24 protein-coding genes are annotated in these 23,833 nt (G+C 72.0%); 8 read left to right on the top strand and 16 right to left on the bottom strand.

The window, feature by feature from the left end; genetic code table 11:
• Nucleotides 1-52: 52 nt before the first annotated feature.
• The gene (locus AB0F82_RS11670) at nucleotides 53-721 is read right to left on the bottom strand and encodes a methionine ABC transporter permease (protein ID WP_356814553.1); all 669 of its coding nucleotides are present in this window, start codon (nucleotides 719-721) and stop codon (nucleotides 53-55) included.
• Nucleotides 718-1,791 (bottom strand): methionine ABC transporter ATP-binding protein, encoded by a 1,074-nt coding sequence (locus AB0F82_RS11665; protein ID WP_362625959.1) that lies wholly within the window; start codon nucleotides 1,789-1,791, stop codon nucleotides 718-720. Before AB0F82_RS11665 ends, AB0F82_RS11670 begins: the two co-directional genes overlap by 4 nt.
• 600 nt (nucleotides 1,792-2,391) lie before the next feature.
• On the opposite strand from AB0F82_RS11665, the gene AB0F82_RS11660 reads away from it, so the two are divergent.
• Together AB0F82_RS11660 and AB0F82_RS11655 are read left to right on the top strand one after the other, a co-directional pair.
• A complete protein-coding gene (locus tag AB0F82_RS11660) occupies nucleotides 2,392-2,760 on the top strand; it encodes a hypothetical protein (protein ID WP_030656088.1) in 369 nt (122 codons plus the stop codon).
• On the top strand, nucleotides 2,753-3,190 hold the full coding sequence (locus AB0F82_RS11655) for a hypothetical protein (protein WP_362625956.1): 438 nt from the start codon (nucleotides 2,753-2,755) through the stop codon (nucleotides 3,188-3,190). The genes AB0F82_RS11660 and AB0F82_RS11655 overlap by 8 nt, the downstream gene beginning before the upstream one ends.
• A gap of 36 nt (nucleotides 3,191-3,226) precedes the next feature.
• Here AB0F82_RS11655 and AB0F82_RS11650 read toward each other — a convergent pair whose 3' ends face one another.
• The 3 genes from AB0F82_RS11650 to AB0F82_RS11640 all read right to left on the bottom strand — a co-directional run bounded on the left by AB0F82_RS11650 (nucleotide 3,227) and on the right by AB0F82_RS11640 (nucleotide 5,589).
• Nucleotides 3,227-3,733, bottom strand: a complete 507-nt coding sequence (locus AB0F82_RS11650; protein WP_030656084.1) for a GNAT family N-acetyltransferase — start codon at nucleotides 3,731-3,733, stop codon at nucleotides 3,227-3,229.
• Nucleotides 3,734-3,770: 37 nt separating this feature from the next.
• Complete coding sequence (locus AB0F82_RS11645; protein ID WP_362625953.1) at nucleotides 3,771-4,331, bottom strand: sigma-70 family RNA polymerase sigma factor; 561 nt, start codon at nucleotides 4,329-4,331, stop codon at nucleotides 3,771-3,773.
• Nucleotides 4,332-4,416: 85 nt separating this feature from the next.
• Nucleotides 4,417-5,589 (bottom strand): glycerophosphodiester phosphodiesterase, encoded by a 1,173-nt coding sequence (locus AB0F82_RS11640; RefSeq protein WP_362625950.1) that lies wholly within the window; start codon nucleotides 5,587-5,589, stop codon nucleotides 4,417-4,419.
• Between the two features lie 306 nt (nucleotides 5,590-5,895).
• On the opposite strand from AB0F82_RS11640, the gene AB0F82_RS11635 reads away from it, so the two are divergent.
• Nucleotides 5,896-6,525, top strand: a complete 630-nt coding sequence (locus AB0F82_RS11635; protein ID WP_037696105.1) for a lysophospholipid acyltransferase family protein — start codon at nucleotides 5,896-5,898, stop codon at nucleotides 6,523-6,525.
• Nucleotides 6,526-6,545: 20 nt separating this feature from the next.
• Here the strand turns inward: AB0F82_RS11635 and AB0F82_RS11630 are convergent, their stop codons facing one another.
• From AB0F82_RS11630 to AB0F82_RS11620, 3 genes are all read right to left on the bottom strand, one after another.
• Complete coding sequence (locus AB0F82_RS11630) at nucleotides 6,546-8,021, bottom strand: membrane-associated oxidoreductase (protein ID WP_356814547.1); 1,476 nt, start codon at nucleotides 8,019-8,021, stop codon at nucleotides 6,546-6,548.
• Between the two features lie 68 nt (nucleotides 8,022-8,089).
• Nucleotides 8,090-9,634, bottom strand: a complete 1,545-nt coding sequence (locus AB0F82_RS11625) for an MFS transporter (protein WP_362625945.1) — start codon at nucleotides 9,632-9,634, stop codon at nucleotides 8,090-8,092.
• Entirely contained in the window at nucleotides 9,631-10,182 is a 552-nt protein-coding gene (locus AB0F82_RS11620; protein WP_362625942.1) for a TetR/AcrR family transcriptional regulator, read from the bottom strand. Before AB0F82_RS11620 ends, AB0F82_RS11625 begins: the two co-directional genes overlap by 4 nt.
• An 89-nt stretch (nucleotides 10,183-10,271) precedes the next feature.
• Here AB0F82_RS11620 and AB0F82_RS11615 point away from each other — a divergent pair, with 89 nt between their 5' ends.
• Nucleotides 10,272-10,805: an HAD domain-containing protein gene (locus AB0F82_RS11615; RefSeq protein ID WP_362625939.1), complete on the top strand. Its 534-nt coding sequence runs from the start codon at nucleotides 10,272-10,274 to the stop codon at nucleotides 10,803-10,805.
• Between the two features lie 88 nt (nucleotides 10,806-10,893).
• A complete protein-coding gene (locus AB0F82_RS11610; RefSeq protein WP_362625936.1) occupies nucleotides 10,894-12,066 on the top strand; it encodes a hypothetical protein in 1,173 nt (390 codons plus the stop codon).
• Nucleotides 12,067-12,242: 176 nt separating this feature from the next.
• Here the strand turns inward: AB0F82_RS11610 and argH are convergent, their stop codons facing one another.
• Both argH and AB0F82_RS11600 read right to left on the bottom strand, forming a co-directional pair.
• On the bottom strand, nucleotides 12,243-13,673 hold the full coding sequence (argH, locus tag AB0F82_RS11605) for an argininosuccinate lyase (protein ID WP_356814542.1): 1,431 nt from the start codon (nucleotides 13,671-13,673) through the stop codon (nucleotides 12,243-12,245).
• A 99-nt stretch (nucleotides 13,674-13,772) separates the two neighbouring features.
• On the bottom strand, nucleotides 13,773-14,966 hold the full coding sequence (locus AB0F82_RS11600) for an argininosuccinate synthase (protein ID WP_362625933.1): 1,194 nt from the start codon (nucleotides 14,964-14,966) through the stop codon (nucleotides 13,773-13,775).
• Between the two features lie 175 nt (nucleotides 14,967-15,141).
• Between AB0F82_RS11600 and AB0F82_RS11595 the strand changes: the two genes are divergently transcribed.
• Genes AB0F82_RS11595 through AB0F82_RS11585 form a run of 3 tightly spaced genes read left to right on the top strand, consistent with a single transcriptional unit; the run spans nucleotide 15,142 to nucleotide 17,926 of the window.
• On the top strand, nucleotides 15,142-16,596 hold the full coding sequence (locus AB0F82_RS11595) for a hypothetical protein (RefSeq protein ID WP_362625930.1): 1,455 nt from the start codon (nucleotides 15,142-15,144) through the stop codon (nucleotides 16,594-16,596).
• A 43-nt stretch (nucleotides 16,597-16,639) separates the two neighbouring features.
• A complete protein-coding gene (locus AB0F82_RS11590) occupies nucleotides 16,640-17,221 on the top strand; it encodes a pyridoxamine 5'-phosphate oxidase family protein (RefSeq protein WP_356813792.1) in 582 nt (193 codons plus the stop codon).
• A gap of 6 nt (nucleotides 17,222-17,227) precedes the next feature.
• Nucleotides 17,228-17,926, top strand: a complete 699-nt coding sequence (locus AB0F82_RS11585) for a L,D-transpeptidase family protein (protein WP_362626130.1) — start codon at nucleotides 17,228-17,230, stop codon at nucleotides 17,924-17,926.
• On the opposite strand, the gene AB0F82_RS11580 is transcribed toward AB0F82_RS11585, so the two are convergent.
• The 6 genes from AB0F82_RS11580 to argC all read right to left on the bottom strand — a co-directional run bounded on the left by AB0F82_RS11580 (nucleotide 17,913) and on the right by argC (nucleotide 23,763).
• The gene (locus tag AB0F82_RS11580; RefSeq protein WP_362625927.1) at nucleotides 17,913-18,815 is read right to left on the bottom strand and encodes a hypothetical protein; all 903 of its coding nucleotides are present in this window, start codon (nucleotides 18,813-18,815) and stop codon (nucleotides 17,913-17,915) included. The two genes, AB0F82_RS11585 and AB0F82_RS11580, sit on opposite strands and share 14 nt — an antisense overlap.
• Before the next feature lie 78 nt (nucleotides 18,816-18,893).
• Nucleotides 18,894-19,430, bottom strand: coding sequence for an arginine repressor (locus AB0F82_RS11575; RefSeq protein ID WP_030027366.1), 537 nt, complete (start codon nucleotides 19,428-19,430; stop codon nucleotides 18,894-18,896).
• Between the two features lie 7 nt (nucleotides 19,431-19,437).
• Entirely contained in the window at nucleotides 19,438-20,643 is a 1,206-nt protein-coding gene (locus AB0F82_RS11570) for an acetylornithine transaminase (protein ID WP_356813794.1), read from the bottom strand.
• On the bottom strand, nucleotides 20,640-21,572 hold the full coding sequence (gene argB / locus AB0F82_RS11565) for an acetylglutamate kinase (protein ID WP_356813795.1): 933 nt from the start codon (nucleotides 21,570-21,572) through the stop codon (nucleotides 20,640-20,642). The genes AB0F82_RS11570 and argB overlap by 4 nt, the downstream gene beginning before the upstream one ends.
• Entirely contained in the window at nucleotides 21,569-22,738 is a 1,170-nt protein-coding gene (argJ, locus tag AB0F82_RS11560; RefSeq protein WP_362625923.1) for a bifunctional glutamate N-acetyltransferase/amino-acid acetyltransferase ArgJ, read from the bottom strand. The genes argB and argJ overlap by 4 nt, the downstream gene beginning before the upstream one ends.
• Complete coding sequence (gene argC, locus AB0F82_RS11555; protein WP_362625920.1) at nucleotides 22,735-23,763, bottom strand: N-acetyl-gamma-glutamyl-phosphate reductase; 1,029 nt, start codon at nucleotides 23,761-23,763, stop codon at nucleotides 22,735-22,737. Before argC ends, argJ begins: the two co-directional genes overlap by 4 nt.
• Nucleotides 23,764-23,833: the final 70 nt, after the last annotated feature.

Genomic DNA, 23,833 nt, shown 5'->3' with positions numbered 1-23,833 from the left:
GACAAGTGCGGGCTCTGGGGGGAAATCGGTGGGGCCGGGGCCGTGGTGGAGGTCAGACCGTCCGGCCGCGGCGTGCCAGGAGCCGTACGACGCCGTCGCCGATCAGCTGGACCACGGTGACGAGGACGATGAGGACCACGACGGTGGCGACCATGAAGCCGGTCTCGAAACGCTGGAAGCCGTAGGTGATGGCCTTGGAGCCGAGGCCTTCGCCGCCGACGGCGCCCGCCATGGCGGAGTAGCCGACGAGGGTGATGACGGTGGTGGTGACGCCGGCGACCAGGGAGGGCAGGGCCTGCGGCAGGAGGACCTTGCCGACCAGGGTCGGGATGCCGCCGCCCATGGACTCGACGGCCTCGATCAGGCCGTGGTCCACCTCGCGGACGGCGGTCTCGACGAGCCGGGCGAAGAAGGGGATGGCGCCGATGGCGAGCGGGACGATCATGGCGGTGGGGCCGATGAAGGTGCCGACGACCGCGGTGGTGACCGGGATCAGGAAGATCAGCAGGATGATGAACGGCAGCGATCGGCCTATGTTCACGATCACGCCGAGGACCTTGTTGAGCGGCTGGTTCTGCAGGAGGCCGCCCTTGTCGGTGAGGACCAGCAGGATGCCGATGGGCAGTCCGCCGAGCACGGTCACCAGGGTGGACCACAGCACCATGTAGAGGGTGTCGTAGGTGCCCTGGGTGAGCAGGGGCTGCATCTCGGACCAGGTCACTTGGCACCATCCTCGGCCAGCTCGGCCTGTTCGGTCAGTTCGGCCAGTTCGTTGTCGATCCCGTCGGCCTCGTCGACGACGTCGACCTGGAGGCCCTGCTCGCGCAGGAAGCCCACCGGCACGACGTTCTCCTCGTAGCGGCCGGGCAGTTCGATGCGCATGCGGCCGATGAGCCGGCCGGCGACGGTGTCCATCGCGGCGCCGAGGATCGAGATGTCGATGTTGTACGTGCGCGAGAGCTGCGAGATGACCGGCTGGGCGGCGGCCTCACCGTGGAAGGTGACGTCGACGACCGTGCGGTCGGGGCCGGAGGCGGCGCCGGTGACCGGGAACAGCTCGCCGGCGAGTTCGGAGCCGGGGGTGGCGAGGAGTTCGGCGACGGTGCCGGACTCGACGATGCGGCCCTTCTTCATCAGGGCGGCCGAGTCGCAGACGGTCTTGACGACGTCCATCTCGTGCGTGATGAGCAGCACGGTCAGGCCGAGCTGCTCGTTGAGGTCGCGCAGCAGCTTCAGGATGGAGCGGGTGGTCTCGGGGTCGAGGGCGCTGGTGGCCTCGTCGGAGAGCAGCACCTTGGGGTCGCCGGCCAGGGCGCGGGCTATGCCGACGCGCTGCTTCTGGCCGCCGGAGAGCTGGGTGGGGTAGGCCTTGGCCTTGTCGGCGAGGCCGACGAGGTCGAGGAGTTCCAGGGCCTTGCGGGAGCGCTCGCGGCCGGAGACGCCGAGGATTTCCAGGGGCAGCTCGACGTTGGCCTGGACGGTGCGGGAGGACAGCAGGTTGAAGTGCTGGAAGACCATGCCGATCCGACTGCGGGCCTCGCGGAGTTCCTTGCCGGCGCGGCGGCCGCGGCCGGCGAGCGCGGTGAGGTCGACACCGTCGACGTGGACGGTGCCGGTGGTGGGGCGCTCCAGCAGGTTCACGCAGCGGATCAGGGAGGACTTGCCGGCGCCGCTCTGGCCGATGACTCCGTACACCTCGCCCTCGCGGACGTGGAGGTCGACGCCGTCCAGGGCGGTGACCTCGCGGCCACGGGACTGGTAGACCTTCGTGAGGCCCGATGTGGTGATCACAGGAATTCCGTCGCTGTCGAGTGCACGGCGCAGCGGGGTGCCGGGCACGGGGCAAACATCTGGGACGCGATACGGGACGAACCGTCAGGAAACGATGGCTTCGACGCGTGCGCCGGGCATGAGTGGGCCGTGCTGTCCATCAGGTGGTGACGTACTGGCGCGGCCGGTCTCGCTTCGGGGCGCGAGGCTCAGGAAGGGGCCCTCAGAAGGCGCACATTCGACACATACAGCGAGCACCGGGCGTCATCGTCGCCTCGGTCGCAAGGGTGCGGCTGCTCGTCGTGGTCATGGGCCCCAGTAAACCAGACGTATCCCGTCACCGATCAAAGCTGTCCGGATAGCGGACGCAATCTGGCCGCATACCGGACAACGCCGGTCGGCCGACGCCCTCCGTCCCACCCTGCCGTCATCATCGCTGACCTGCGCCGACACGCTCCGCCGGGCTTGTGGCGGGGTCGCTGCGGGGGCCGCCGGTGGGGGCCTTCGCAAGGTGCCCTGTGGTCAAGACCACGACCTCGGCGAGGGACGCGGCCGCGCCGGAGCGGTCGTACGGGAAGGGGCGCGCGCATCGGGTCTTTCGGCCCGTAATACCCTCGCTGCATGCTCGACGCCCTGACGGTCGCCATCGGCGTGGCCGCACTCGCCCTCGCCGCCTGGTGCGGTTTCGCCGCGTTGCGGGACCAGCCCACGAAGGACTGGCACTTCATCGGCATGGCCGTCGTGACCGTTCTGGTCCTGGCCCAGCTGGTGATCGGGCTGGTCCAGTTGGCCAGGGGCGAGAAGCCCGACGAGGGCACGGTGATCTTCGTGGCCTACCTGCTCGGCGCCTTCGCCGCGGTACCGGCCGCCGGGCTGCTCTCGCTGACCGAGCGGACCAAGTGGGGATCGGTGACGGTGGCCGCCGGCGCGGTCGTCCTCGCCGTCCTCGAAGTACGGCTCTACGACATCTGGGGAACGACCGGTGCCTGACGTCGAGACGACGACCGCCACTCCCGCCGGGCGCAAGCGGCTGGTCTCCGGGCCCGGGCTGCTGCTGGTGTGGCTGTACGGCGTGATGGTGGTGGGCGCGGTCTCGCGGTCGGCCTTCCAGATCTCCACCGAGTTCGACCGGGCGCCGCTGGCCTACTCGCTGTCGGCGGTGGCGGCGCTGGCCTACGCGTTCATCACGTACTCGCTCGTGCGCGGCGGCGAGGCGGCGCGCAGGGCGGCGCTGGTGTGCTGCGCCGCGGAACTGGCGGGCGTACTGGCCGTGGGCACGTGGACGCTGGTGCGCCCGGAGTCCTTCCCCGACACGACCGTCTGGTCGCAGTTCGGGATGGGCTACCTGTTCATCCCGGTGATCCTGCCGATCACCGGGATGCTCTGGCTGCGCAAGCGCCAGGTCCCGTCGTCGAAGTAGCGCCGGCGGGACTTTGACGACAGGACCTGGGCGGGCTCAGGCGCTGACCGCGAAGTCGGTCGGGTCCTTGGCTTCCTTCTCCAGGATCACCAGCTGCACGCCGTCGGACGCCGTACGCCCGCCGACCTTGACGTAGCCGGCCTTGCGGTAGAGGCGCAGGTTGGACTCGCTCTTGTGACCCGTGTGCAGGCGGAAGCGGGTGGTGGTGCCGGGGCTCGCGAGGGCCTCCTCCACGGCGCGCAGCAGGCGGGCGCCGAGCCCGTGTCCCTGCAGGCGCGGGTGGACGCAGAGCTTGGCGATCTTGGCGGTGCCCTCTTCGTCCACGCTGCCGCGTACGGTTCCGACGATCTCGTCGCCGAGCCGCGCCACCAGGACGGTGTCCGTCGCGAGCTCTCCCTTGAGGGAGTCCAGGGACTGGGTGAGCGGCTGGATGAGGTAGTTGCCGTACAGCTCCGCCTCGCGCTGGAAGGCCAGGTACTGCAGTTTGAAGATCTGCTCGGCGTCCTCGGCAGTCGCCGCCGAAATGGTCACGCTCATGCCCATGTGCGCATGCCTCCAGCTCACCTGGTAGCCCGTTGGTCTACCGCTCCATTCCCCGAAGGCCAGGAGCCGCAACCTCTGCCGCGAGCATTCTGCGCAGACATCCCAGGCAACGGGAACGGACGGGCCCTAAACTTCCTTGTGAGATACCCAACTCTCCTGCGATTTCACGGTATGTGAGGTCTCTGGGCGAAAGAAGTGCCTTCATCAGTTCGGGACAGCGCCCTGGCAACCGGGCGACGGCCGATCGGAGGGCGCGGTTCTCCTCACCGTGCAGCAGGGCGTCCTCGGGCTCCGGCCCGGGCCCGCCGGCGGCGCCCGCCCGCGGCCGGCGGTCCTCCACGCGGTGACGGCGGTGGTCGTACGGGATCTCGCGGCGGGCGCGGCGCCGGGCGAGCCGGGCCTCGGCCCGTACCGCGCGGCGCAGCCAGCGGGCCGGCTCGGCCGGGTCCGCGGGATCGGGTGCGCCCCGGCCGCTCTCCAACAGCCTGACCCAGACGGCTTGTTCCAGGTCGGCCGCGTCCACTCCGGCGCCGGGGGCCTCCGCCGCCGCCTCCGCGGAGAGCAGCGGGCCCAGTTCGTTGACGAGGTCGGGGTCCATCAACAGGTCCATGCCGAGCGGGACGAGTGGGCCGCGCCCGGCGGTTTCCCCGCCGGGCGCGGCCCACTCGTTCGGGAAGCGGCGCTCAGCCGTTGACGGGGCGCCGGCCCGGGCGGAAGGCCTCGGCGGCGAGCAGTCCGGTGTCCGGGTTGTCGGTGAAGATCCCGTCGATGCCCTGTTCGAAGTACGTGCGGAAGGCGCCGAGGGCGTCGCCGTACGCGGCCGGATCCGTACCCCTGCGGTACTCGGCGGGCAGGAAGCTGTTCTCGTTGCGCGCGGTATAGGGGTGCAGCAGCAGCCCGCGGGCGTGGGCGTTCTTCACCAGCGTGGTCGGAGCGCCGAGCCGGCCGGCCGCGTCGCGCGGGAGGATCAGGTCCATGGTGGGGCCGATGCCCTGGGCGAAGCCGGCGATCCACTTCAGGCCCTCGGGCTTGACCAGGTCGGCGACCGTACGCGGGTCCTTGGCCTGTTCGAAGTCCCAGGGACGGGTGTCGGCGGCGGAGAGCAGGACCACGCGGGGCGCGGAGACCAGCCGGGAGAGCCGCTGGATGCTGGAGGGTTCGAAGGACTGGAGGAAGACGGCGGCGTCGCGGCCGTCCCGGCGGTACCGGCGCAGCAGCCGGGCCAGGGGCTCCTCCAGGCCGAGGCCCAGGCCGCGGAAGTAGCTGGGGTGCTTGGTCTCGACGTGCAGCCAGACGCGCCGGCCGCGCCGCCTGCCCTCACGGTCGGCCCAGCGGAGCACCTCTTCGAAGGTGGGGACCGCCCACTGGCCGTCGTAGAGCGTGTTGCGCTGGCGGACGGCGGGGATACGTTCCTTCGCGCGCAGGGTCTTCAGCTCGGCGAGGGTGAAGTCCTCGGTGAACCAGCCGGTGACCTGGACCCCGTCGACGGACTTGGTGGTGCGCCGGGAGGCGAACTCGGGGTGGGCGGCGACGTCGGTGGTGCCGCCGATCTCGTTCTCGTGGCGGCACACCAGGTGGCCGTCCCGGGTGGGGACCAGGTCCTGCTCGACGACGTCCGCCCCCAGGTCGAGGGCCAGCTGGTAGGAGCCGAGCGTGTGCTCGGGCCGGTAGCCGCTGGCGCCGCGGTGGCCGATGACCGTGGGGTACGGAAGGTCCCGGAAGCCGCCGTCGCCGCCGTGCCCGCCACCCTCCCCGGAGGCGGCGGCCGGTCCCGCCGCGAGTCCGGTGATCCCGGCCCCGGCGGCCATCACGGCCGCCCCCAGGACCGTGCGCCGCGCTGCCCCACCCTGCGTCATGAGTGCCACTCCTCGTCGTGAAGGCCCCGAGGGCCGTGAAGCGTGCCGGTCGTGATCGGCGTGCCGATGGTAGGCAAACGGGGGTGGCCGCGGGGGGTGCCGCGTGGGCACATCCGGGGAACTTGGCGAAAACGCGCGTCAACAATACGTATCCGACACGTGAACCCGATGTGCGCTCGGAGCTGACCCGCGAGTATCGTCCTCACCTGCGCTACTGCCGAGTGGTGGGTGCGCGAGCCGCTTTTCGATGCCGGAGGGCCCACGTTGTTCCGTACGAAGCTCATCAAAGCCACTGTCGGACCGGTCATGCGCACGATGTTCCGCACCCGCGTGGAGGGCGTCGAGAACATCCCCGGCTCCGGACCGGTGATTCTGGCGGGCAACCACCTCACCTTCATCGACTCCATGATCCTGCCGCTGGTGTGCGACCGCACGGTCCACTTCATCGGCAAGGACGAGTACGTGACCGGCAAGGGGCTCAAGGGCCGGCTCATGGCGTGGTTCTTCACCGGCTCCGGCATGATCCCCGTCGACCGTGACGGTGCGAACGGCGGCGTCGCGGCCCTGATGACCGGCCGCAGGATCCTCGAAGAGGGCAAGATCTTCGGCATCTACCCCGAGGGCACCCGCTCCCCCGACGGCCGGCTGTACCGCGGCCGCACCGGCATCGCCCGCCTCACCCTGATGACCGGTGCCCCCGTGGTGCCGTTCGCGATGATCGGCACCGACAAGCTCCAGCCCGGCGGCGCCGGCATGCCGCGCCCGGGCCGGGTCACGGTCCGCTTCGGCGAGCCGATGGAGTTCTCCCGCTACGAGGGCATGGACCGCGACCGGTACGTGCTGCGCGCCGTCACGGACTCGGTGATGGCCGAGGTCATGCGGCTCTCGGGCCAGGAGTACGTCGACATGTACGCGACCAAGGCGAAGGCCGCCTAGTCCCCCGGCTCCTCACGGCGTCACTGCCGCCTCAGTGACCGGCTGACGCCCGCCGCCGTCGTGGTGGCGAGGATCCAGCCGGTCACGATCAGCAGGTACGAGAGCCACTGGTGCCAGCCGCTCGGTGCGAAGGCCTGCTCCTGGCCGAAACCGATGATGGGCAGCATCAGGTCGATGGTGTAGAAGACCGCGTTGAAGTCCGGCGCCTCGCCCTGCTTGAGCGGGCGCGGCTCCTCCAGCGCGAACGCGACGGCCCCGGTGAGCAGCAGCGCCGTCAGCCAGCCCGCCGCGCGCAGCGGCCGGAAGCCGTAGCCGACCGTCGCGTCCTGGAGGAGGCCCCACAGGCGCGCGTGCCGGGGCAGTGTGCGGCGGTGCCTGCGCAGCTTGGCGAGCTGGACGGTCCGGGCGGCCGCCTCGTCGCCCGCCGTGCGGTAGGCCGCGGCCAGCTGTTCGTACGGGTACGGGAGGTATCCGGGCTCGCCGGTCTCCAGTGCGGCCAGCCGCTCCTCGGCGGGCAGGTGGGGGCCCAGTGCGCGGTAGGTCAGGCCGTCGAGGCGCAGCGGGTCCCGCCAGGTCCCGGGCCGCATGTTCAGCAGGTCGAACTGCGAGCGCCGCAGGTTCACGGTGCCCCGCACGTCCTCGCAGGCGGGCAGCCACGTCTCGCCGACCGTGCAGCTGGAGGCGCGAAGGGCGACGCCGCCCGGGTTGTCGAGGACGGCTCGGGCGAGGTTGAGGCGGCCGGGTATGCGCGATCCGGTGAGGTTGAGGCGGCCCTGGGTCCGGGCCCGCGCGGCCTGGAGGTTGGTACCGACCGTGAGGGTCTCGGCCTGCAGGGCGGTGCCGTCCGGGGCGAGCAGGCAGGCGTCGTCGAGGTTGATCTGGCCGCCGACGACGGCGCCGTTGAGGCGCAGCTGGCCGTGGACGGTCAGGTCGTTGGCGATGATGTCGGTGCCGATCTCCGCGTGGTTGAGCTGGAGCGGCGGTTCGTCCGCCTCCTCGCCCGTCGCGGGGCCCACCACCGCACCCTGGAGGAAGAGGCCGCCGGATATCTTGGCTCCCTGGAGCCGGACCGGACCGCTGATGTGGCAGCAGGAGAGCCGCAGGACGACGTCGACGCGCACGGTGGCCGCGGTGAGGCCGGGCAGGGTGGAGTAGCCGAGGACGAGGGCCTTCAGCTGGGCTCCGTACAGGAGCGGTTTGCGTTCGAACCAGCAGTCACGCATCCGGATCGGGTGGTCGATCACCGCGTAGCGCAGGTCGAGCTTCCCGATGATCCGCGCGCCCTTGATCTTGAGCCCGGCGACCCGGCCCTCCGCGGCGGGGGCGGCGCCCAGCAGGAGGGCCCGCAGCACCTCGGCCCGCAGGGTGCGTCCCGGGCCCCAGCCGGCCCCGTCCACGGAGCTGTCCTCGGGGTGCTCCCGGAAGTCGACGCCGTCGCCGCGCGGGAAGGCGTCCCAGACGCGGCGCTCGGCCGGGGTCAGATCGTTGATCTCCATCGCCGGGATGGTGTCCCGGGTTCCATGGACTGTCAACTCGGTCCGGGACAGCGCCCCTTGGCGTCGGGTCAGTGCTCGACGCCCCCCTGGAGGCGCTGGCCCCGCAGCAGGAACCAGGCGGCCGCGGCGGTGGCCAGCAGTACGGCCGCGCCGACGCCGGAGGCGAACCGCAGGCCGTCGACGAAGGCCTCCTGGGCGGCGCCGACCATGCGGGCGGCGGTGTCCGGGTCCAGCGTCCTGGCGGCCTCCACGGCTCCGCCGAGGGATTCGTGCGCGGCGTCGGCCACCGGTCCGCTGACGGACGCCGGGGCGGTGAAGCCCCGGTAGACGCCGGTGACGATGGAGCCGAGCAGGGCGATGCCGAGGGCGGCGCCGAGTTCGTACGCCGTCTCGGAGACGGCGGAGGCCGAACCGGCCTGCTCCTTGGGCACGCTGGAGAGGATCACGTCGGCGGTGACGGTGAAGGAGAAGCCGGCGCCGAGGCCGACGACGAGCAGGGCCGCGCCGAGCAGCGGGTAGCCGCTCTCCTTGTGGATCACGGTCAGCACGGCGAGGGCCAGGCCGATGGCGGCGAGGCCGCCGGTCACGACGGAGCGCACCGAGTACCGGCGGGCGTACCGGCCCGCGACCAGGCCGGTGGCCACCGCGCCGATGGCGGCGGGCAGTTCGGCCAGGCCGGCCTCCAGCGGGCCGCGGCCCTGCACGAGCTGGAGGAACTGGGAGAGGAAGAAGACCAGTCCGGAGAGGCCGAAGACGGTGAGCAGGTCGGCGAGGACCGCGCCGGAGAAGCCGCGGTGCCGGAAGAGCCGCATGTCGAGCAGCGGGGACGGCAGGGTGAACTGGCGGCGGACGAAGGCGTAGAGCGCGCCCGCGCCGAGGGTCGCGGCGAGGGCGACCTCCCAGGTCATGCCGTGCGTGGCGGCTTCCTTGACGGCGTAGACCACACCGATCACGCCGACGAGGGAGAGGGCGACGCTGACGAGGTCCCAGGGGCCCGCGACCGGGTTCTTCGATTCGGGCAGCAGCTTGATCCCGACGAGGACCAGGGCGATCATCACGGGGAGGTTGATGAGGAAGACCGAGCCCCACCAGAAGTGCTGGAGCAGGGCTCCGCCGACGACCGGGCCGACGGCCGCGCCGGCCGAGGCGGTGGCGCCCCAGATGCCGATGGCGAGGCTGCGTTCCTTGGGGTCGGTGAAGATGTTGCGGATCAGCGCGAGGGTGGACGGCATCAGGGTGGCGCCGGCCACGCCGAGCAGGGCGCGGGCGACGATCATCATCTCGGGGCTGGTCGCGTAGGCGTTCAGGACCGAGACGGCGCCGAAGGCGGTGGCGCCGACGAGGAGCAGCTTCTTGCGGCCTATGCGGTCGCCGAGGGAGCCCATGGAGACCAGGAGTCCGGCGATGACGAAGGAGTAGATGTCGCCGATCCACAGCAGCTGGGTGCCGGAGGGTTCGAGGTCTTCACTGAGGGAGGGTGTGGCGAGGCCGAGGACCGTGGCGTCGACCGCGACGAGCAGCACGGCCAGGACGAGCACGGAGAGTGCGAGCCAGCGGCCGCGGCTCTTCTCCTCCACCCCCGTCTGACGTATCAGCTGTTCGGTACGGCTCATTTCTCCACACTCCGTCGGGCGCCACCGAGCAGCAGCTCGGTGATCATGTACTGGAAGTCCTTGGCGGCGACCCGGCCGTCCATGACGGCCCAGGCGCAGCTGCCGATGAGGCCGTAGAGGGCCTCGGTGAGCCACGCGGGGCTCAGGTCGATCCGGATGTCGCCCTCTTCCTGGCCGCGCCGGAACAGGGCGGTGACGCGGGCGTCGAGCCGGGCCCAGCCCTCGTTGACCTCGTCGCCCTCGAAAAGCTGGTTCTCGGTGACGAGGAAGGCCAGCAGCTGGGCATTGGGCTCGGCCTCGGCGACGAGGCGTCTGAGCGCTTCCACCGCGGTGCCCTCGTCGAGGCGGGCATGGTCGAACGCCACCTCGAACTCCCGGATGCCGAGCTCTTCGAGGGCGCGTACGAGGGCGTCGCGCCCGGCGAAGTGCCGGTGGAGGGTCGCGCGGCCGATTCCGGCGGCGCGGGCGACCTCGTCCATCGTGGCGGTCGACTTGCGGGAGAGCAGGGCGGCCGCGTCGCGGAGCACCTGGTCACGATCCATGGCCATGAGACAAGCATACACCGATTGAGACACGCACGTCTCAGTCTTGCGGAAAATGGGCTGCCCGCGGGCGGCCGGAAGGGAATCCTGCCCGGATGAAGCCACTGCTGCTGATCGACGTCGACGGACCACTGAACCCCTACGCCGCCCAGGTGCAGCGCCGGCCGGAGGGGTACTCCACCCACCGGATGCGGCCGACGGGCTGGACGGAGAAGGAGAGCGCGAAGCCGCTGCGGGTCTGGCTGAACCACGGCCACGGGGCGGAGCTGCTCGCGCTCGCGGACGCGTACGAGCTGGTCTGGGCGACCACGTGGAAGGACGAGGCCAACGACTGGATAGGCCCTCACCTGGGCCTGCCCCGGCTCCCCTACATCGACTGGCCGGTGATGCACGGCCGGGCGCCGCACGGCACCTTCTGGAAGACGCAGTACATCCTGGAGTACGCGGGCGAGCGCCCCTTCGCCTGGATCGACGACGACATCACCCCACTGGACCGCGAGTACGTCGACCTGCGCCACCCGGCGCACACGCTCCTGCTGCGCATCGACGAGCAGATCGGCCTGGCCCGCGGGGACTTCGACACCCTGGCGGACTGGGCCGCGGGGCACGGACGTGGCGCGGGGCGGTGAACGGCCGCCGCGGGCCGGGGTTTTGATCATGCTCCGGCCGCGACTTAGCATGCACATGCCCCCCGGACGTTACCGACGAAAGCGACCCATGCGCCTCCAGCGGACCCTCGCCGCGACAGCCACCCTCGGATGCCTCGCCACACTTGCCGCGTGCAAGGAGGGCGAGCCTCCGGCCGCACCGGCCGCATCGTCCTCCACGGCGGCCGCCACCGGTACGGGCCCGCTCGCCGAGGCACAGCGGCACCTGCGGCAGTTCGCCAACTGCGACGACCTGAGCGACAACCCCGACGACCCCCGGATGCCCTCGGGCGACTTCCCCAAGGCCGGGCAGTGGTCGGTGAAGGAGCTGGGCGTCTGCAGCGACAAGGTCCGGCAGGGCGAGATCGTCATCGCCGTTCCCGGGGACATGAAGCAGTTCCAGGAGGGCTACAAGAAATACGTCCTCGGCAGGATCGACGGCGGTGACGGCGCGTACGGGCTGGAGAGCCGGGTCCTCGTCGGCAAGGGCTTCGTCGCGTTCCCGACCAGCACCAAGACGGCTCTCGCGCTGGTCCGCTCCGACCTGCGGGTCCTGACCTGCAACCCGACCGCTCCCGTCCCCAAGGGCTACAAACGGGAGAAGCCGCTGGTCGAACACTGCAACCTCAGCGACTTCGTCGGCTCCGAGGACGGATCGGGCAGCCCGAACCTGGAGACCCCGCAGGATCCCGCGGGCGAGGGCGAGAAGCTGGGCCAGCCCAAGACGGGCAGCCTGGGGCTCCCGCGCGCCGGCAGCATCGCCGAGCTGCGCAAACTCGTCGGCAACAGCCTCGACTGCGAGCAGCACTTCTCGACCGACCCCGCCGCGGTCGCCATCGAGTCGATCGACTACGCGCCGGTGGTGGAGGGCAGTGGCCTGGACTGGGGCGTGACCGGCCGCGCCCTGTGCGGGCAGCCCGCGACGGGGCAGCGCGCCCGCGACCTGAGCTGGCTCGACACCGTCGGGAACATGAAGCTGCTCCAGACCAAGGCGAAGGCCGCCCAGTTGGCCGACTACAAGGACGACGGCAAGCTGAAGCAGACCGCGAGCCGGCTGCTCGTCGGGGAGAACATCGCCGTCGAGACCAACAGCCCGTCGTCCCGCCGCGGCCTCTACCAGCTGCAGTTCCTTTATCTGAACTGCATTCCCGGCTTCTCCGCCCCGTCCGGGTACCGGCTGGAGAAGTCCAGCGTCGACGGCTGTGTCCTGACCAACTACGAGCCGGACCACCCGCTCGACTGAGCCGGAGCCGGACGCGCCGGAGGGGCGGCCGGAGCACAGTGCTCCGGCCGCCCCTCCGGCATTCCGCCGCGTGCGGACGTACAGGCCCGGACCCGGATTCCGGCGGGCGTGCGGGCCGCAGGGCGGCGGGGGCAGCGGGCGGCAGGAGCGGCGAGGGCGGCTCCTGCCGGTGGCGGCTACTGCTTGTGGACGGCCCAGGCGTGCTGGATGACCAGATCGGCCTTCAGCTCGGTGAGCTGGACCGCGACCGCCGACGGGGCGGTGCCGCCGCGGCCGTTGCGGGAGGCGAGCGCGCCCTTGACGTTGAGGACGGTGCGGACCTCGGGGGTCAGGTGCTCGGAGATCTTCGCGAACTGCTCGTCCGTGAGCTCCTCCAGCTCGATGCCGAGCCCCTCGCACTCCTTGACGCACTCACCGGCCACCTCGTGCGCCACCCGGAAGGGGACGCCCTGCTTGACCAGCCACTCCGCGATGTCGGTGGCGAGCGAGAAGCCCGCCGGGGCCAGCTCCTCCATCCGCTCCCGGTTGACGGTGAGCGTGGCCATCATGCCGGTGAAGGCCGGCAACAGGACCTCCAGCGTGTCGCAGGAGTCGAAGACGGGCTCCTTGTCCTCCTGGAGGTCCCGGTTGTAGGCCAGGGGCAGTGCCTTGAGGGTCGCGAGCAGGCCCGTCAGGTTGCCGATGAGACGGCCGGACTTGCCGCGCGCCAGCTCCGCGATGTCCGGGTTCTTCTTCTGCGGCATGATCGACGAGCCGGTGGAGAAGGCGTCGTGCAGCGTCACGAAGGAGAACTCCTTCGTGTTCCAGATGATGATCTCCTCCGCGATCCGGGACAGGTTGATCCCGATCATCGCGGTGACGAAGGCGAACTCGGCGACGAAGTCCCGCGAGGCCGTGCCGTCGATCGAGTTGCCGGCCGAGCCGCGCTCGAAGCCCAGCTCCGCGGCGACCGCCTCCGGGTCCAGGCCCAGCGAGGAACCGGCCAGCGCCCCGGAGCCGTACGGCGAGACGGCGGTCCGCGTGTCCCACTGCCGCAGCCGCTCCGCGTCCCGGGACAGGGCCTGTACGTGGGCCAGTACGTGGTGGGCGAAGAGCACCGGCTGCGCGTGCTGGAGGTGGGTGCGGCCCGGCATCGCCACGTCGGCGTGGCTCTCCGCGAGGCCGACCAGCGCGTCCTGGAGGTCGGCGATCAGGCCGCCGATGATCCGGGCGTGGTCGCGCAGGTACATCCGGAAGAGGGTCGCCACCTGGTCGTTGCGGGACCGGCCGGCCCGCAGCTTGCCGCCGAGGTCGGCGCCGAGACGCTCCAGCAGGCCCCGCTCCAGGGCGGTGTGCACGTCCTCGTCGGCGATGGTGCCGGTGAAGGAGCCGTCGGCGACGTCGGCCTCCAGCCGGTCCAGGCCGGCGATCATGCGCTGGAGCTCGTCGGCCGTGAGCAGGCCCGCCGTGTGCAGCACGCGGGCGTGGGCGCGCGAGCCGGCGATGTCGTACGGCGCGAGGCGCCAGTCGAAGTGGACCGACGCGGACAGCTTCGCGAGGGCCTCGGCGGGACCGTCGGCGAACCGGCCGCCCCAGAGCCGGACGTCACCAGCGTTGTTGCTGCTCACAGCTACTGCTCCTCAAGACTGCATGGGTGGATGGAGAACGGCCTCCCCGCCGCGGAGGTAACGGGGAGGCCGTCCTCGGGCCGGCCGGGCGGAGGGGGATCAGGCCAGGTCGCGCTTGGCCGCGATCTTCGACGACAGGGCGAAGATGTCGATGAAGCCCTGCGCCTTGGACTGGTCGAAGGTGTCGCCGGTGTCATAGGTCGCGAGGTCGAAGTCGTACAGCGACTCCTCGGACCGGCGGCCGGTGACGACGGCGCGGCCGCCGTGCAGGGTCATCCGGATGTCACCGGTGACGTGCTGGTTGGCCTCGTCGATGAAGCCGTCCAACGCCCGCTTGAGCGGGGAGAACCACAGGCCGTCGTAGACCAGCTCGCCCCAGCGCTGCTCGACCTGCCGCTTGTAGCGGGCGAGTTCGCGCTCGACGGTGACGCTCTCCAGTTCGCGGTGGGCGGTGATCAGCGCGATCGCGCCCGGAGCCTCGTAGACCTCGCGGGACTTGATGCCGACGAGGCGGTCCTCGACCATGTCGATCCGGCCGACGCCCTGGGCTCCGGCGCGCTCGTTGAGCTGCTGGACGGCCTGCAGGACGGTGACGGGCCGGCCGTCGAGGGCGACGGGCACGCCCTCCTCGAAGGAGATGACGACCTCGTCGGCCCCGCGCGGGACGGCCGGGTCCGAGGTGTACTCGTAGATGTCCTCTACGGGTCCGTTCCAGATGTCCTCCAGGAAGCCCGTCTCGACGGCGCGCCCGAAGACGTTCTGGTCGATGGAGTACGGGGACTTCTTGGTGGTCGTGATCGGCAGGCCCGCCTTCTCGGCGAAGGCGATGGCCCTGTCCCGGGTCATCGCGTAGTCGCGGACCGGGGCGATGCACCTCAGGTCGGGGCCGAGGGCCTGGATGCCGGCCTCGAAGCGCACCTGGTCGTTGCCCTTGCCGGTGCAGCCGTGGGCGACGGTGCCGGCGCCGTGCTTGCGGGCGGCGGCCACCAGGTGCTTGACGATGACCGGCCGGGAGAGGGCCGAGACCAGCGGGTACCGGTCCATGTACAGGGCGTTCGCCTTGACCGCCGGGAGGCAGTACTCGTCGGCGAACTCGTCCCTGGCGTCGGCGACCTCGGCCTCGACCGCACCGCAGGCCAGCGCGCGCTTGCGGATGAGGTCCAGGTCCTCGCCGCCCTGCCCGACGTCCACGGCGACGGCGATGACCTCGGCGCCCGTCTCCTCGGCGATCCAGCCGATGGCGACGGAGGTGTCCAGGCCGCCCGAGTAGGCGAGTACGACGCGCTCGGTCACGGGACTCCTCCTCGGCGGGGTGCGTTCGACGACAGGCATAACTATGCACTGCTCCGTATGTTTCGTCAATCGACGGGAGGTGGCAGGCGCGTGCCCAGGGGAGATATTCCGAGCCCGAAACCGGACCCCCGCCTACGATCGGGGCCCGGAACACTTTCGGGAGGGGTGGCGACAGATGAACCGCACAGGGGCCGGCGCAGCGGCCGGCACCGACGCCGCGAGGGGGCGCGCCCTGGCGGAGGAGCTGCTGGACGGGTGCGCGGCCGCGGTGCCGGCGCCCGGTTCGGGGCCGGACGTCTGGCTCGCCTTCGCCGAGCAGGTCCGCAGCGGGGGCCACGGCGGGCGGCGGCCGCCGGTGCCCGCGCCCCCGGCGCTGCGGCTGTGCCACCCGCGGGGCTGGGTCCGCGAGGCGGCCCTCGCCGAGCCGGACGCCCCCGCGGAGCTGGTCGCCGTCCTGACCACCGACTCGGCGGCGCCCGTACGGGACCGGGCCCGCGTCGTGCTGGAGCGCATTCTCGTCGCCCGCCCGGAGGCCACCCTGCGGGCGCTGACCCCGCTGGCGCTGCGGCTGGGGCGGCGCTCGCGGGGCGGATGGATCCTGCAACTGTTCGAGGAGGCGCTGCGCCGGCAGGCCGCGGCCGCCTCGCCCTGGTGGCACCTGCCCGGGCCGTCGGCGCCGCCGGGCGGCGGTACGGGCGCCGTCCTCGCCGAACTGCTGGACTGCCCCGACCGGCAGGTGCGGCAGTTCGCCGTCCGGCTCGCCCTCACCGGGCCCGGGCGGGCCGACGCCCTGGAGTGCGCCCGTCGGGCCGCCGCCGAGTCCGACCCGGCGGCGGCCGGACTCTGGACCGACGCCGCTCTGGCCGCGGCGGACGACGCGGTGATCGACGTGCTGGCCGGCGCCCGGATCCCCGCCGTGCGCGCCGCCGGCGTCACAGCGCTGCGCCGGGCCGGCCGGGCCGCCGAGGGCGTCTCGCACCTCGCCGACAGCTCCGGGCTCGTCCGGTCCTGCGCCCGCTGGCTGGTCGGCCAGGACGGCGGCGACCCCCGCGAGCACTACCGCTGGCTGGTCTCCGATCCCGCCGGGCCGTCGCCGTACGCGGTGGCCGGACTCGCCGAGTGCGGCCGCGGCGAGGACACCGACCTGCTGCGAGGGCTCGTGGCGCACCCCGCCGGGCCGGTCCGGGCCGCCGCGCTGGCCGGCCTGCGGCGCCGGGACGCCGTCGTGGAGGACTCCGTCCTGCTCGCACTGCTGGACGACCCGACGCCTTCCGTGGCCCGCGAGGCGAGCCTGGGCCTGCTGCCCGCGGCCGGGCGCCTGGACCCGGCGCACCTGGCCGAACGGCTGGACCCGCGCGGCCCGCTGCACATCCGGCGCGCCGCCTTCCGCCTGCTGCGCGCCCGGGGCGGGATCCACGCGCTGCGGGCCGCCGTCGCACTGATCGACGACTGGGACCCGAGGACGCGCGAAACGGCGCGGACCGCCGTGCGCGCCTGCCAGTGGCACCCGGCGCAGTTCGAAGGAGAGGCGGACAGGGCGGAGCTGGCAGCCCTGCTGAAGCGGTCCGCGAAGCTCTTCGGCGACTACGGACTGGGGTTGCGTCGCAGCAGATTGGGGCTCGCGACGTGAAATCCTCCGGCCCGTTCCACACGTGCGGGCCGATAATCAGCCCATGGGAAAGCTCTACGAACGCATAGACGGCAGGCTCCGCACGTTCATCGAGGAGCAGCCTGTCTTCTTCACCGCGACCGCCCCGCTCTCGGGTGACGGCCACGTCAACCTGTCCCCCAAAGGCCGCGCCGGCACCCTCGTCGTCATCGACGAACAGCGGCTCGCCTACCTGGACTTCGGCGGCAGCGGCGCCGAGACCATCGCCCACCTCCGCGAGAACGGCCGGATCACCCTCATGTGGTGCGCCTTCAGCGGACCCCCGAACATCGTGCGCATCCACGGCGAGGGCGAGGCCGTCTTCCGCGACGACCCTCGCTGGCCCGAGCTGATCGGCCTGTTCGGCACGGCCGACGGGCCCGGCGCGCGGGCGATCATCCTGGTGCGCGCCCGCCGGATCGCGGATGTGTGCGGGTACGCCGTCCCCTTCATGGAGTACCGGGGCGAGCGCACCCTCCATGCGGACCACCTCGCCCGCAAGAGCGACGAGGAGTTCGCCGAGTACTGCGAGAAGAAGGAGCACATCGCGACGAGCCTCGACGGCCTGCCTGCACTGCCCCTGCCGCTTCCTGCACGTACCGTCTGACATGTGCTGCGTACCGCTCTCGTCACCGGCTCACTGATCGTCACGGCGCTGCTCCCCCAAGGGGCCGCGCCCTCACCCGGGCCCCTGCCCACCCGTCTCGCCGACACCGGCGGCGGCAGTCAGCTGATCACCGCCGTCGCGCCCGCGCCCGGATCCACGACCGGCCGGGTGACCTGGTGGGACCGGTGGGCGGGGCGCTGGTACGAGGTCGGGAGCGCGCCCGCCCGCTTCGGGGCCGGCGGCCTCACCGAGGGCGCGACCCGTACGCAGGGCACCAACACCACCCCGACGGGGCTGTACGAGCTGCCGTACGCCTTCGGGATCCGGCGGGCGCCGGCCGGGACGGCGTACGTCTACCGGCGGGTGAAGGCGGACTCCTGGTGGTGCCAGGACAACGCCTCGGCGGCCTACAACCGCTGGGTGGAGCCGCTGCCGGCGGACTGCGCGCCGGGCGAGGCCGAGCATCTGGTCACCTACGAGAAGCAGTACGCGCACGCGCTGCTGATCGCCTTCAACTACGACCGGCCGGTGCGCGGCCGGGGCGCCGGAATCTTCCTGCACGTGAACGGCAAGGGTGCGACGGCGGGTTGCGTGTCGGTGCCGGCGCGCGACATGCGGAGGATCCTGCGCTGGGCGGAACCCGGCCGGCGCCCGCACATCGCGATCGGCACGCAGGACGGACCGCTCGCCGTCACCCGCTACTAGCGTCCCCCGCTTGCTCCGACTCGTCCTCGTCGGCGGCCCGGTACTCGTACGCGTCCTCCCACCAGACCTTGTCGTCCAGCCACTCGTCGCCCTCGTCGCCGGCCTCCTCGTGGACGACCGTGTCGGCGCCGCGGCACGTGTGGCGGTCGCCGAGGCTCAGCAGCACCAGCGCGCGCTGCTCCTCGTCCAGCGCCGCGAAGGCCGGGTGCGGCTCGGAGCGCACCAGGTCGCCCAGCGGGTCGCCGCAATCGGTGCGCTCCCGGACCACCCTGCCGGCCTTCTCGGCCGTCAGCAGCGCCGACAGACCGAGGGCGGCCACCACGGCGCAGGCCCATTCCCGCAGACCGTGCGGGCGACCGGTCACCAGCAGCGCGCTCGCCAGGACCCATAAGAACATCACCAGGACGATGCCCACACAACTGCAGCAGGCCAGAAACCGGTTCCCCGCGCCGTCGGGCATCCGCGGGAGCTCGGGCAGCAGAGCGTCCCGTTCGCTCCGGTACGCGCCGCGCCGCTCCACGTACCCGGCGTCGCACCAGTCGATCCAGCCGAGCGAAACGGGCTCGGGATCGTGCCGGCGTAAGGCCTCCAGCAGGGCGGCGGGCATCGGATGGGCGGGGGTCCGGGCGGGGTCGCGGCCCTGCTCGGTCAGGAACGCTGCACCTTCTTCGTCGATCCGGAGGTACCCGCCGAGGACGAGTTCGGCGGCGGCCGCCTCGGTCGCCTCTTGCCGCAACAGGGCCATGTGGTACGGCTCCAGCTCGACGGCGGCGACGAGCCGGAGCGTCCGGCTGCGGATCCGGGCACGGCGCCACCACAGCAGGGCGATGGGCCCGTAGACCGCGGCGGTCACGGCGGACACCACCAGGGCGAGGGCGAGTTGGCGCACGCCCCGAGGCTATGTCGGCGAACGACGGTCCGGCACGGGGATTTCCGGCGCCCCGGACCGCCCGCCGGCCCGTCCCGCTCAGCCCTCCTTCTGCGCCAGCCGCAGGAGGTGGTCGGCGAGGGCCTGGCCGCCCGCCGGGTCCCGGCTGATCAGCATCAGGGTGTCGTCGCCGGCGATCGTGCCGAGGATCTCGCGGAGCTCGGCCTGGTCGATGGCCGAGGCGAGGAACTGCGCCGCGCCCGGCGGGGTGCGCAGGACCACGAGGTTCGCGGAGGCTTCCGCCGAGATCAGCAGCTCCCCGGAGAGGCGCCGCATGCGCTCCTCCTTCGCGGACTCGCCGAGCGGGGCCTGCGGGGTGCGGAAGCCGCCCTCGCTGGGCACCGCGTAGATCAGCTCGCCTCCGGTGTTGCGGATCTTCACCGCGCCCAGCTCGTCGAGGTCGCGGGAGAGCGTCGCCTGGGTGACGCTCAGCCCGTCGTCGGCGAGCAGCTTCGCCAGCTGGCTCTGGGAGCGGACCGGCTGCCGGTTGAGGATGTCCACGATCCGGCGGTGACGCGCGGTGCGGGTCTGCGGGACGGCCTGCCCGCCGTGCTCGTTGTCCTGCGCCTGGCTCATCGTCGTCTCATTCTCCGGATCCGTCCCCGTGGGCTGCGTCGAGGACGCCGGGCAGCGCCCGGACGAACGCGTCCGCCTCGGCCTCGGTGAGTACGTACGGGGGCATGAGCCGTACGACGTCGGGGGCGGGCGCGTTGACCAGGAAGCCGGCGTCCTGGGCCGCTTGCTGCACCTTGGGTGCGAGCGGCTCGGTCAGCACGATACCCAGGAGCAGGCCGGCACCCCTGACGTGGGATACCAGAGGGTGGCCCGAGGACTCGATCCCCGAGCGCAGCCGCTCGCCCCGCGCCTTGACCCGGTCGAGCAGGTCGTCGGCGGCGATGGTGTCGATGACGGCGAGGCCGGCGGCGCAGGCGACCGGGTTCCCGCCGAAGGTGGTGCCGTGCTGGCCGGGCCGCAGCAGGTCGGCGGTGGGTCCGAAGGCGACGACGGCCCCGATGGGGAGGCCGCCGCCGAGCCCCTTGGCCAGCGTGACGATGTCGGGCTCGACGCCCTCGTGGGCCTGGTGCTCGAACCACTGGCCGCAGCGGCCGATGCCGGTCTGGACCTCGTCGAGGACCAGCAGGGTGCCGGTGGCCCGGGTGATCTCGCGGGCGGCCGTCAGATATCCGGCGGGGGGAACGACCACGCCGTTCTCGCCCTGGATCGGCTCGATGACGACGAGCGCGGTCTCCTCGGTGACGGCGGCCCGCAGGGCCTCGACGTCGCCGTACGGGACGTGGGTGACGTCGCCGGGCAGGGGCAGGAAGGGCTCCTGCTTCTTCGGCTGGCCGGTGAGCGCGAGCGCGCCCATGGTCCGGCCGTGGAAGCCCCCGTCGGTGGCGACCATGTGGGTCCGCCCGGTCAGCCGGCCGATCTTGAAGGCGGCCTCGATGCTCTCGGCGCCGGAGTTGCAGAAGAAGACCTTGCCGGGGCGGCCGAAGAGCTGGAGCAGCCGCTCGCCGAGCGCGATGACCGGCTCGGAGGCGAAGAGGTTGGAGACGTGGCCGAGCGTGGAGATCTGCTCGGTCACGGCCGTCACGATCGCCGGATGCGCGTGGCCGAGGGCGTTGACGGCGATACCGCCGACGAAGTCCGTGTACTGCTTGCCGTCGGCATCCCAGACCTGGGCGCCCCGGCCGCGGACGAGGGCGAGGGCGGGCGTGCCGTAGTTGTCGGCCAGCGCGCCCTGCCACCGTGCGCCGTACTCCTGGTTGCCGGTGCCCTTCGTCATGCTGCTCCCCCTGGCTGTCGGTCGGGCACGACCATCGTGCCGATGCCGGAGTCCGTGAAGATCTCCAGCAGGATCGAGTGCGGGACCCGCCCGTCGAGGACGCGGGCGGTGCCGACGCCGTTGCGTACGGCGTGCAGGCAGCCCTCCATTTTGGGCACCATGCCGCTGGACAGCTCGGGCAGCAGCTTCTCCAGCTCGCTGACGGTGAGCCGGCTGATGACCTCGTCGCTGTGCGGCCAGTCGGCGTAGAGGCCCTCGACGTCGGTGAGGACCATCAGCGTCTCGGCGCCGAGGGAGGCCGCGAGCGCCGCGGCCGCCGTGTCGGCGTTGACGTTGTAGACGTGGTGGTCGTCGGCGCTGCGGGCGATGGAGGAGATGACCGGGATCCGGCCGTCGGCCAGCAGCGCCTCGATCGCGCCGGTGTCGATGTCGGTGATCTCGCCGACCCTGCCGATGTCGACGACCTCGCCGTCGATTTCGGGGCTGTGCTTGGTCGCGGTGATGGTGCGGGCGTCCTCGCCGGTCATGCCGACGGCGAGCGGACCGTGCTGGTTGAGCAGCCCGACCAGCTCGCGCTGGACCTGGCCCGCCAGGACCATCCGTACGACGTCCATGGCCTCCGGGGTCGTCACGCGCAGGCCTGCCTTGAACTCGCTGACCAGGCCCTGTTTGTCGAGCTGGGCGTTGATCTGCGGGCCGCCGCCGTGCACGACGACCGGCTTGAGGCCGGCCTGGTGCAGGAAGACGACGTCCTGGGCGAAGGCGGCCTTGAGGTCCTCGTCGATCATGGCGTTGCCGCCGAACTTGATGACGACGACCTTGCCGTTGTGGCGCCTGAGCCAGGGCAGGGCCTCGATGAGGATCCGCGCCTTGGGCAGGGCGGTGTGCTTGCGGGCGGTGCCGGGCAGGCCGGCCTTCTCGTCGCTCATGAGGAGTACGCGCTGTTCTCGTGGACGTAGTCGGCGGTCAGGTCGTTGGCCCAGATGACGGCGGACTCGCCGCCGGTGGAGAGGTCCGCGGTGATGCGGACCTCGCGGTCCTTCATCGAGACCAGGTCGCGGTCCTCGCCGACGGAGCCGTTCTTGCAGACCCACACGCCGTTGATGGCGACGTTCAGCCGGTCCGGGTCGAAGGCGGCTCTGGTGGTGCCGATCGCGGACAGCACGCGGCCCCAGTTGGGGTCCTCGCCGTGGATGGCGCACTTGAGGAGGTTGTTGCGGGCGATGGAGCGACCGACCTCGACCGCGTCGTCCTCGCTGGCCGCGCCGATGACCTCGATGCGGATGTCCTTGCTGGCGCCCTCGGCATCGCCGATCAGCTGGCGGGCCAGGTCGTCGCAGACGGTGCGGACGGCCTCGGCGAAGTCCGCGTGGGCGGGCGTACGGCCGGACGCGCCGGAGGCGAGCAGGAGCACCGTGTCGTTGGTGGACATGCAGCCGTCGGAGTCGACCCGGTCGAAGGTGGTGCGGGTGGCGGAGCGCAGCGCCTTGTCGAGGGCGGGGCCGTCCACGTCGGCGTCGGTGGTGAGCACGACCAGCATGGTGGCCAGGCCCGGGGCGAGCATGCCGGCGCCCTTGGCCATGCCGCCGACGGTCCAGCCGTCCCGGGTCACGGTGGCCGTCTTGTGCACGGTGTCGGTGGTCTTGATGGCGACGGCGGCGGCCTCGCCGCCGTCCTCGGACAGGGCGGCGGCGGCGGTCTCGATGCCGGGAAGCAGCTTGTACATGGGGAGCAGGACGCCGATCAGGCCGGTGGAGGCGACGGCGACCTCGCCGGCGTTGTGCTCGCCGAGGCCGTGCTCGTTGAGGGTGGCGGCGACCTTCTCCGCGGTGGCGTGGGTGTCCTGGAAGCCCTTGGGGCCGGTGCAGGCGTTGGCCCCGCCGGAGTTGAGGACCACCGCGCTGACGGTGCCGCCGCGCAGGACCTGTTCGGACCAGTGGACGGGCGCGGCCTTGACGCGGTTGGAGGTGAAGACGCCCGCGGCGGCGAGGCGCGGCCCGTTGTTGACCACGAGGGCCAGGTCCGGGTTGCCGTTGGCCTTGATCCCGGCGGCGATGCCCGCCGCCGTGAATCCCTGTGCTGCCGTGACGCTCACGGTGCGACTCCGATCGTCGAAAGGCCCAGGCCCTCGTGAAGCCCCAGGGCGATGTTCATGCTCTGCACCGCGCCGCCGGCGGTGCCCTTGGTGAGGTTGTCGATGGCGCTGACGGCGATGATCCGGCGGGCGGACTCGTCGTAGGCGACCTGGACGTGAACGGCGTTGGAGCCGTGGACGGACTTGGTGGACGGCATCCGGCCCTCGGGCAGCAGGTGCACGAAGGGTTCGTCGGCGTACGCCTTCTCGTACGCGGCGCGCAGCGAGTCCGCGGTCGTGCCGGGCAGGGCCTTGGCCGAGCAGGTGGCGAGGATGCCGCGGGCCATGGGCACGAGGGTCGGCGTGAAGGAGACGGAGACCCGCTCGCCGGCGAGCGGGCTGAGGTTCTGCACCATCTCGGGCGTGTGCCGGTGGCTGCCGCCGACGCCGTACGGGGTCACGGACCCCATGACCTCGGCGCCGAGCAGGTGCGGCTTGAGCGCCTTGCCCGCGCCGGAGGTGCCGGTGGCGGCGACGATCACGGCCTCGGCCTCGGCGAGCTGCGCCTGGTAGGCCGGGTAGAGCGCGAGGGAGACGGCGGTGGGGAAGCAGCCGGGGACGGCGATCCGCTTGGCGCCTTCCAGTGCGGCGCGGCCGCCGGGGAGTTCGGGGAGCCCGTAGGGCCAGGTCCCGGCATGGGGGGCGCCGTAGAACGCGTCCCAGTCGGCCGGGTCCTTGAGGCGGTGGTCGGCGCCCATGTCGACGACGAGGACGTCGTCGCCGAGCTGGGCGGCGACGGCGGCGGACTGGCCGTGCGGAAGGGCGAGGAAGACGACGTCGTGGCCGGCGAGCACCTCGGGGGTGGTCGCCTCCAGGGTGCGGCCCGCCAGCGGCACGAGGTGCGGTTGCAGGGAGCCGAGGAGCTGCCCGGCGTTGGAGTTGCCGGTGAGTGCACCGATCTCCACCTCGGGGTGCGAGAGCAGCAGGCGCAGGACTTCTCCGCCCGCGTACCCGCTCGCTCCGGCCACCGCTACACGTACCACCATCGGACCCTCCTCATCGATGGCATGACTATACGTACGTCCGCACGTTTATGCAATGTTGTGGATCTCGGCG

Origin of the sequence: Streptomyces virginiae, from assembly GCF_040638905.1 — a bacterium.
Lineage (GTDB): Bacteria > Actinomycetota > Actinomycetes > Streptomycetales > Streptomycetaceae > Streptomyces > Streptomyces virginiae_B.
Note: the sequence above shows the minus strand (reverse complement) of the source record. Positions and strands in the feature narration are given on the sequence as shown.

Bases quoted from the DNA above. Each gene is read 5' to 3' on its own strand.
- AB0F82_RS11625 (WP_362625945.1), bottom strand. From the start codon at position 9,634: ATGAGCCGTACCGAACAGCTGATACGTCAGACGGGGGTGGAGGAGAAG.
- AB0F82_RS11590 (WP_356813792.1), top strand. From the start codon at position 16,640: ATGGGAAAGCTCTACGAACGCATAGACGGCAGGCTCCGCACGTTCATC.
- AB0F82_RS11620 (WP_362625942.1), bottom strand. From the start codon at position 10,182: ATGGCCATGGATCGTGACCAGGTGCTCCGCGACGCGGCCGCCCTGCTC.
- AB0F82_RS11610 (WP_362625936.1), top strand. From the start codon at position 10,894: ATGCGCCTCCAGCGGACCCTCGCCGCGACAGCCACCCTCGGATGCCTC.
- AB0F82_RS11660 (WP_030656088.1), top strand. From the start codon at position 2,392: ATGCTCGACGCCCTGACGGTCGCCATCGGCGTGGCCGCACTCGCCCTC.
- AB0F82_RS11640 (WP_362625950.1), bottom strand. From the start codon at position 5,589: ATGACGCAGGGTGGGGCAGCGCGGCGCACGGTCCTGGGGGCGGCCGTG.
- AB0F82_RS11630 (WP_356814547.1), bottom strand. From the start codon at position 8,021: ATGGAGATCAACGATCTGACCCCGGCCGAGCGCCGCGTCTGGGACGCC.
- AB0F82_RS11635 (WP_037696105.1), top strand. From the start codon at position 5,896: ATGCGCACGATGTTCCGCACCCGCGTGGAGGGCGTCGAGAACATCCCC.
- AB0F82_RS11645 (WP_362625953.1), bottom strand. From the start codon at position 4,331: ATGGACCCCGACCTCGTCAACGAACTGGGCCCGCTGCTCTCCGCGGAG.
- argC (WP_362625920.1), bottom strand. From the start codon at position 23,763: ATGGTGGTACGTGTAGCGGTGGCCGGAGCGAGCGGGTACGCGGGCGGA.
- AB0F82_RS11615 (WP_362625939.1), top strand. From the start codon at position 10,272: ATGAAGCCACTGCTGCTGATCGACGTCGACGGACCACTGAACCCCTAC.
- AB0F82_RS11570 (WP_356813794.1), bottom strand. From the start codon at position 20,643: ATGACGAAGGGCACCGGCAACCAGGAGTACGGCGCACGGTGGCAGGGC.
- AB0F82_RS11595 (WP_362625930.1), top strand. From the start codon at position 15,142: ATGAACCGCACAGGGGCCGGCGCAGCGGCCGGCACCGACGCCGCGAGG.
- argB (WP_356813795.1), bottom strand. From the start codon at position 21,572: ATGAGCGACGAGAAGGCCGGCCTGCCCGGCACCGCCCGCAAGCACACC.
- AB0F82_RS11650 (WP_030656084.1), bottom strand. From the start codon at position 3,733: ATGGGCATGAGCGTGACCATTTCGGCGGCGACTGCCGAGGACGCCGAG.
- AB0F82_RS11575 (WP_030027366.1), bottom strand. From the start codon at position 19,430: ATGAGCCAGGCGCAGGACAACGAGCACGGCGGGCAGGCCGTCCCGCAG.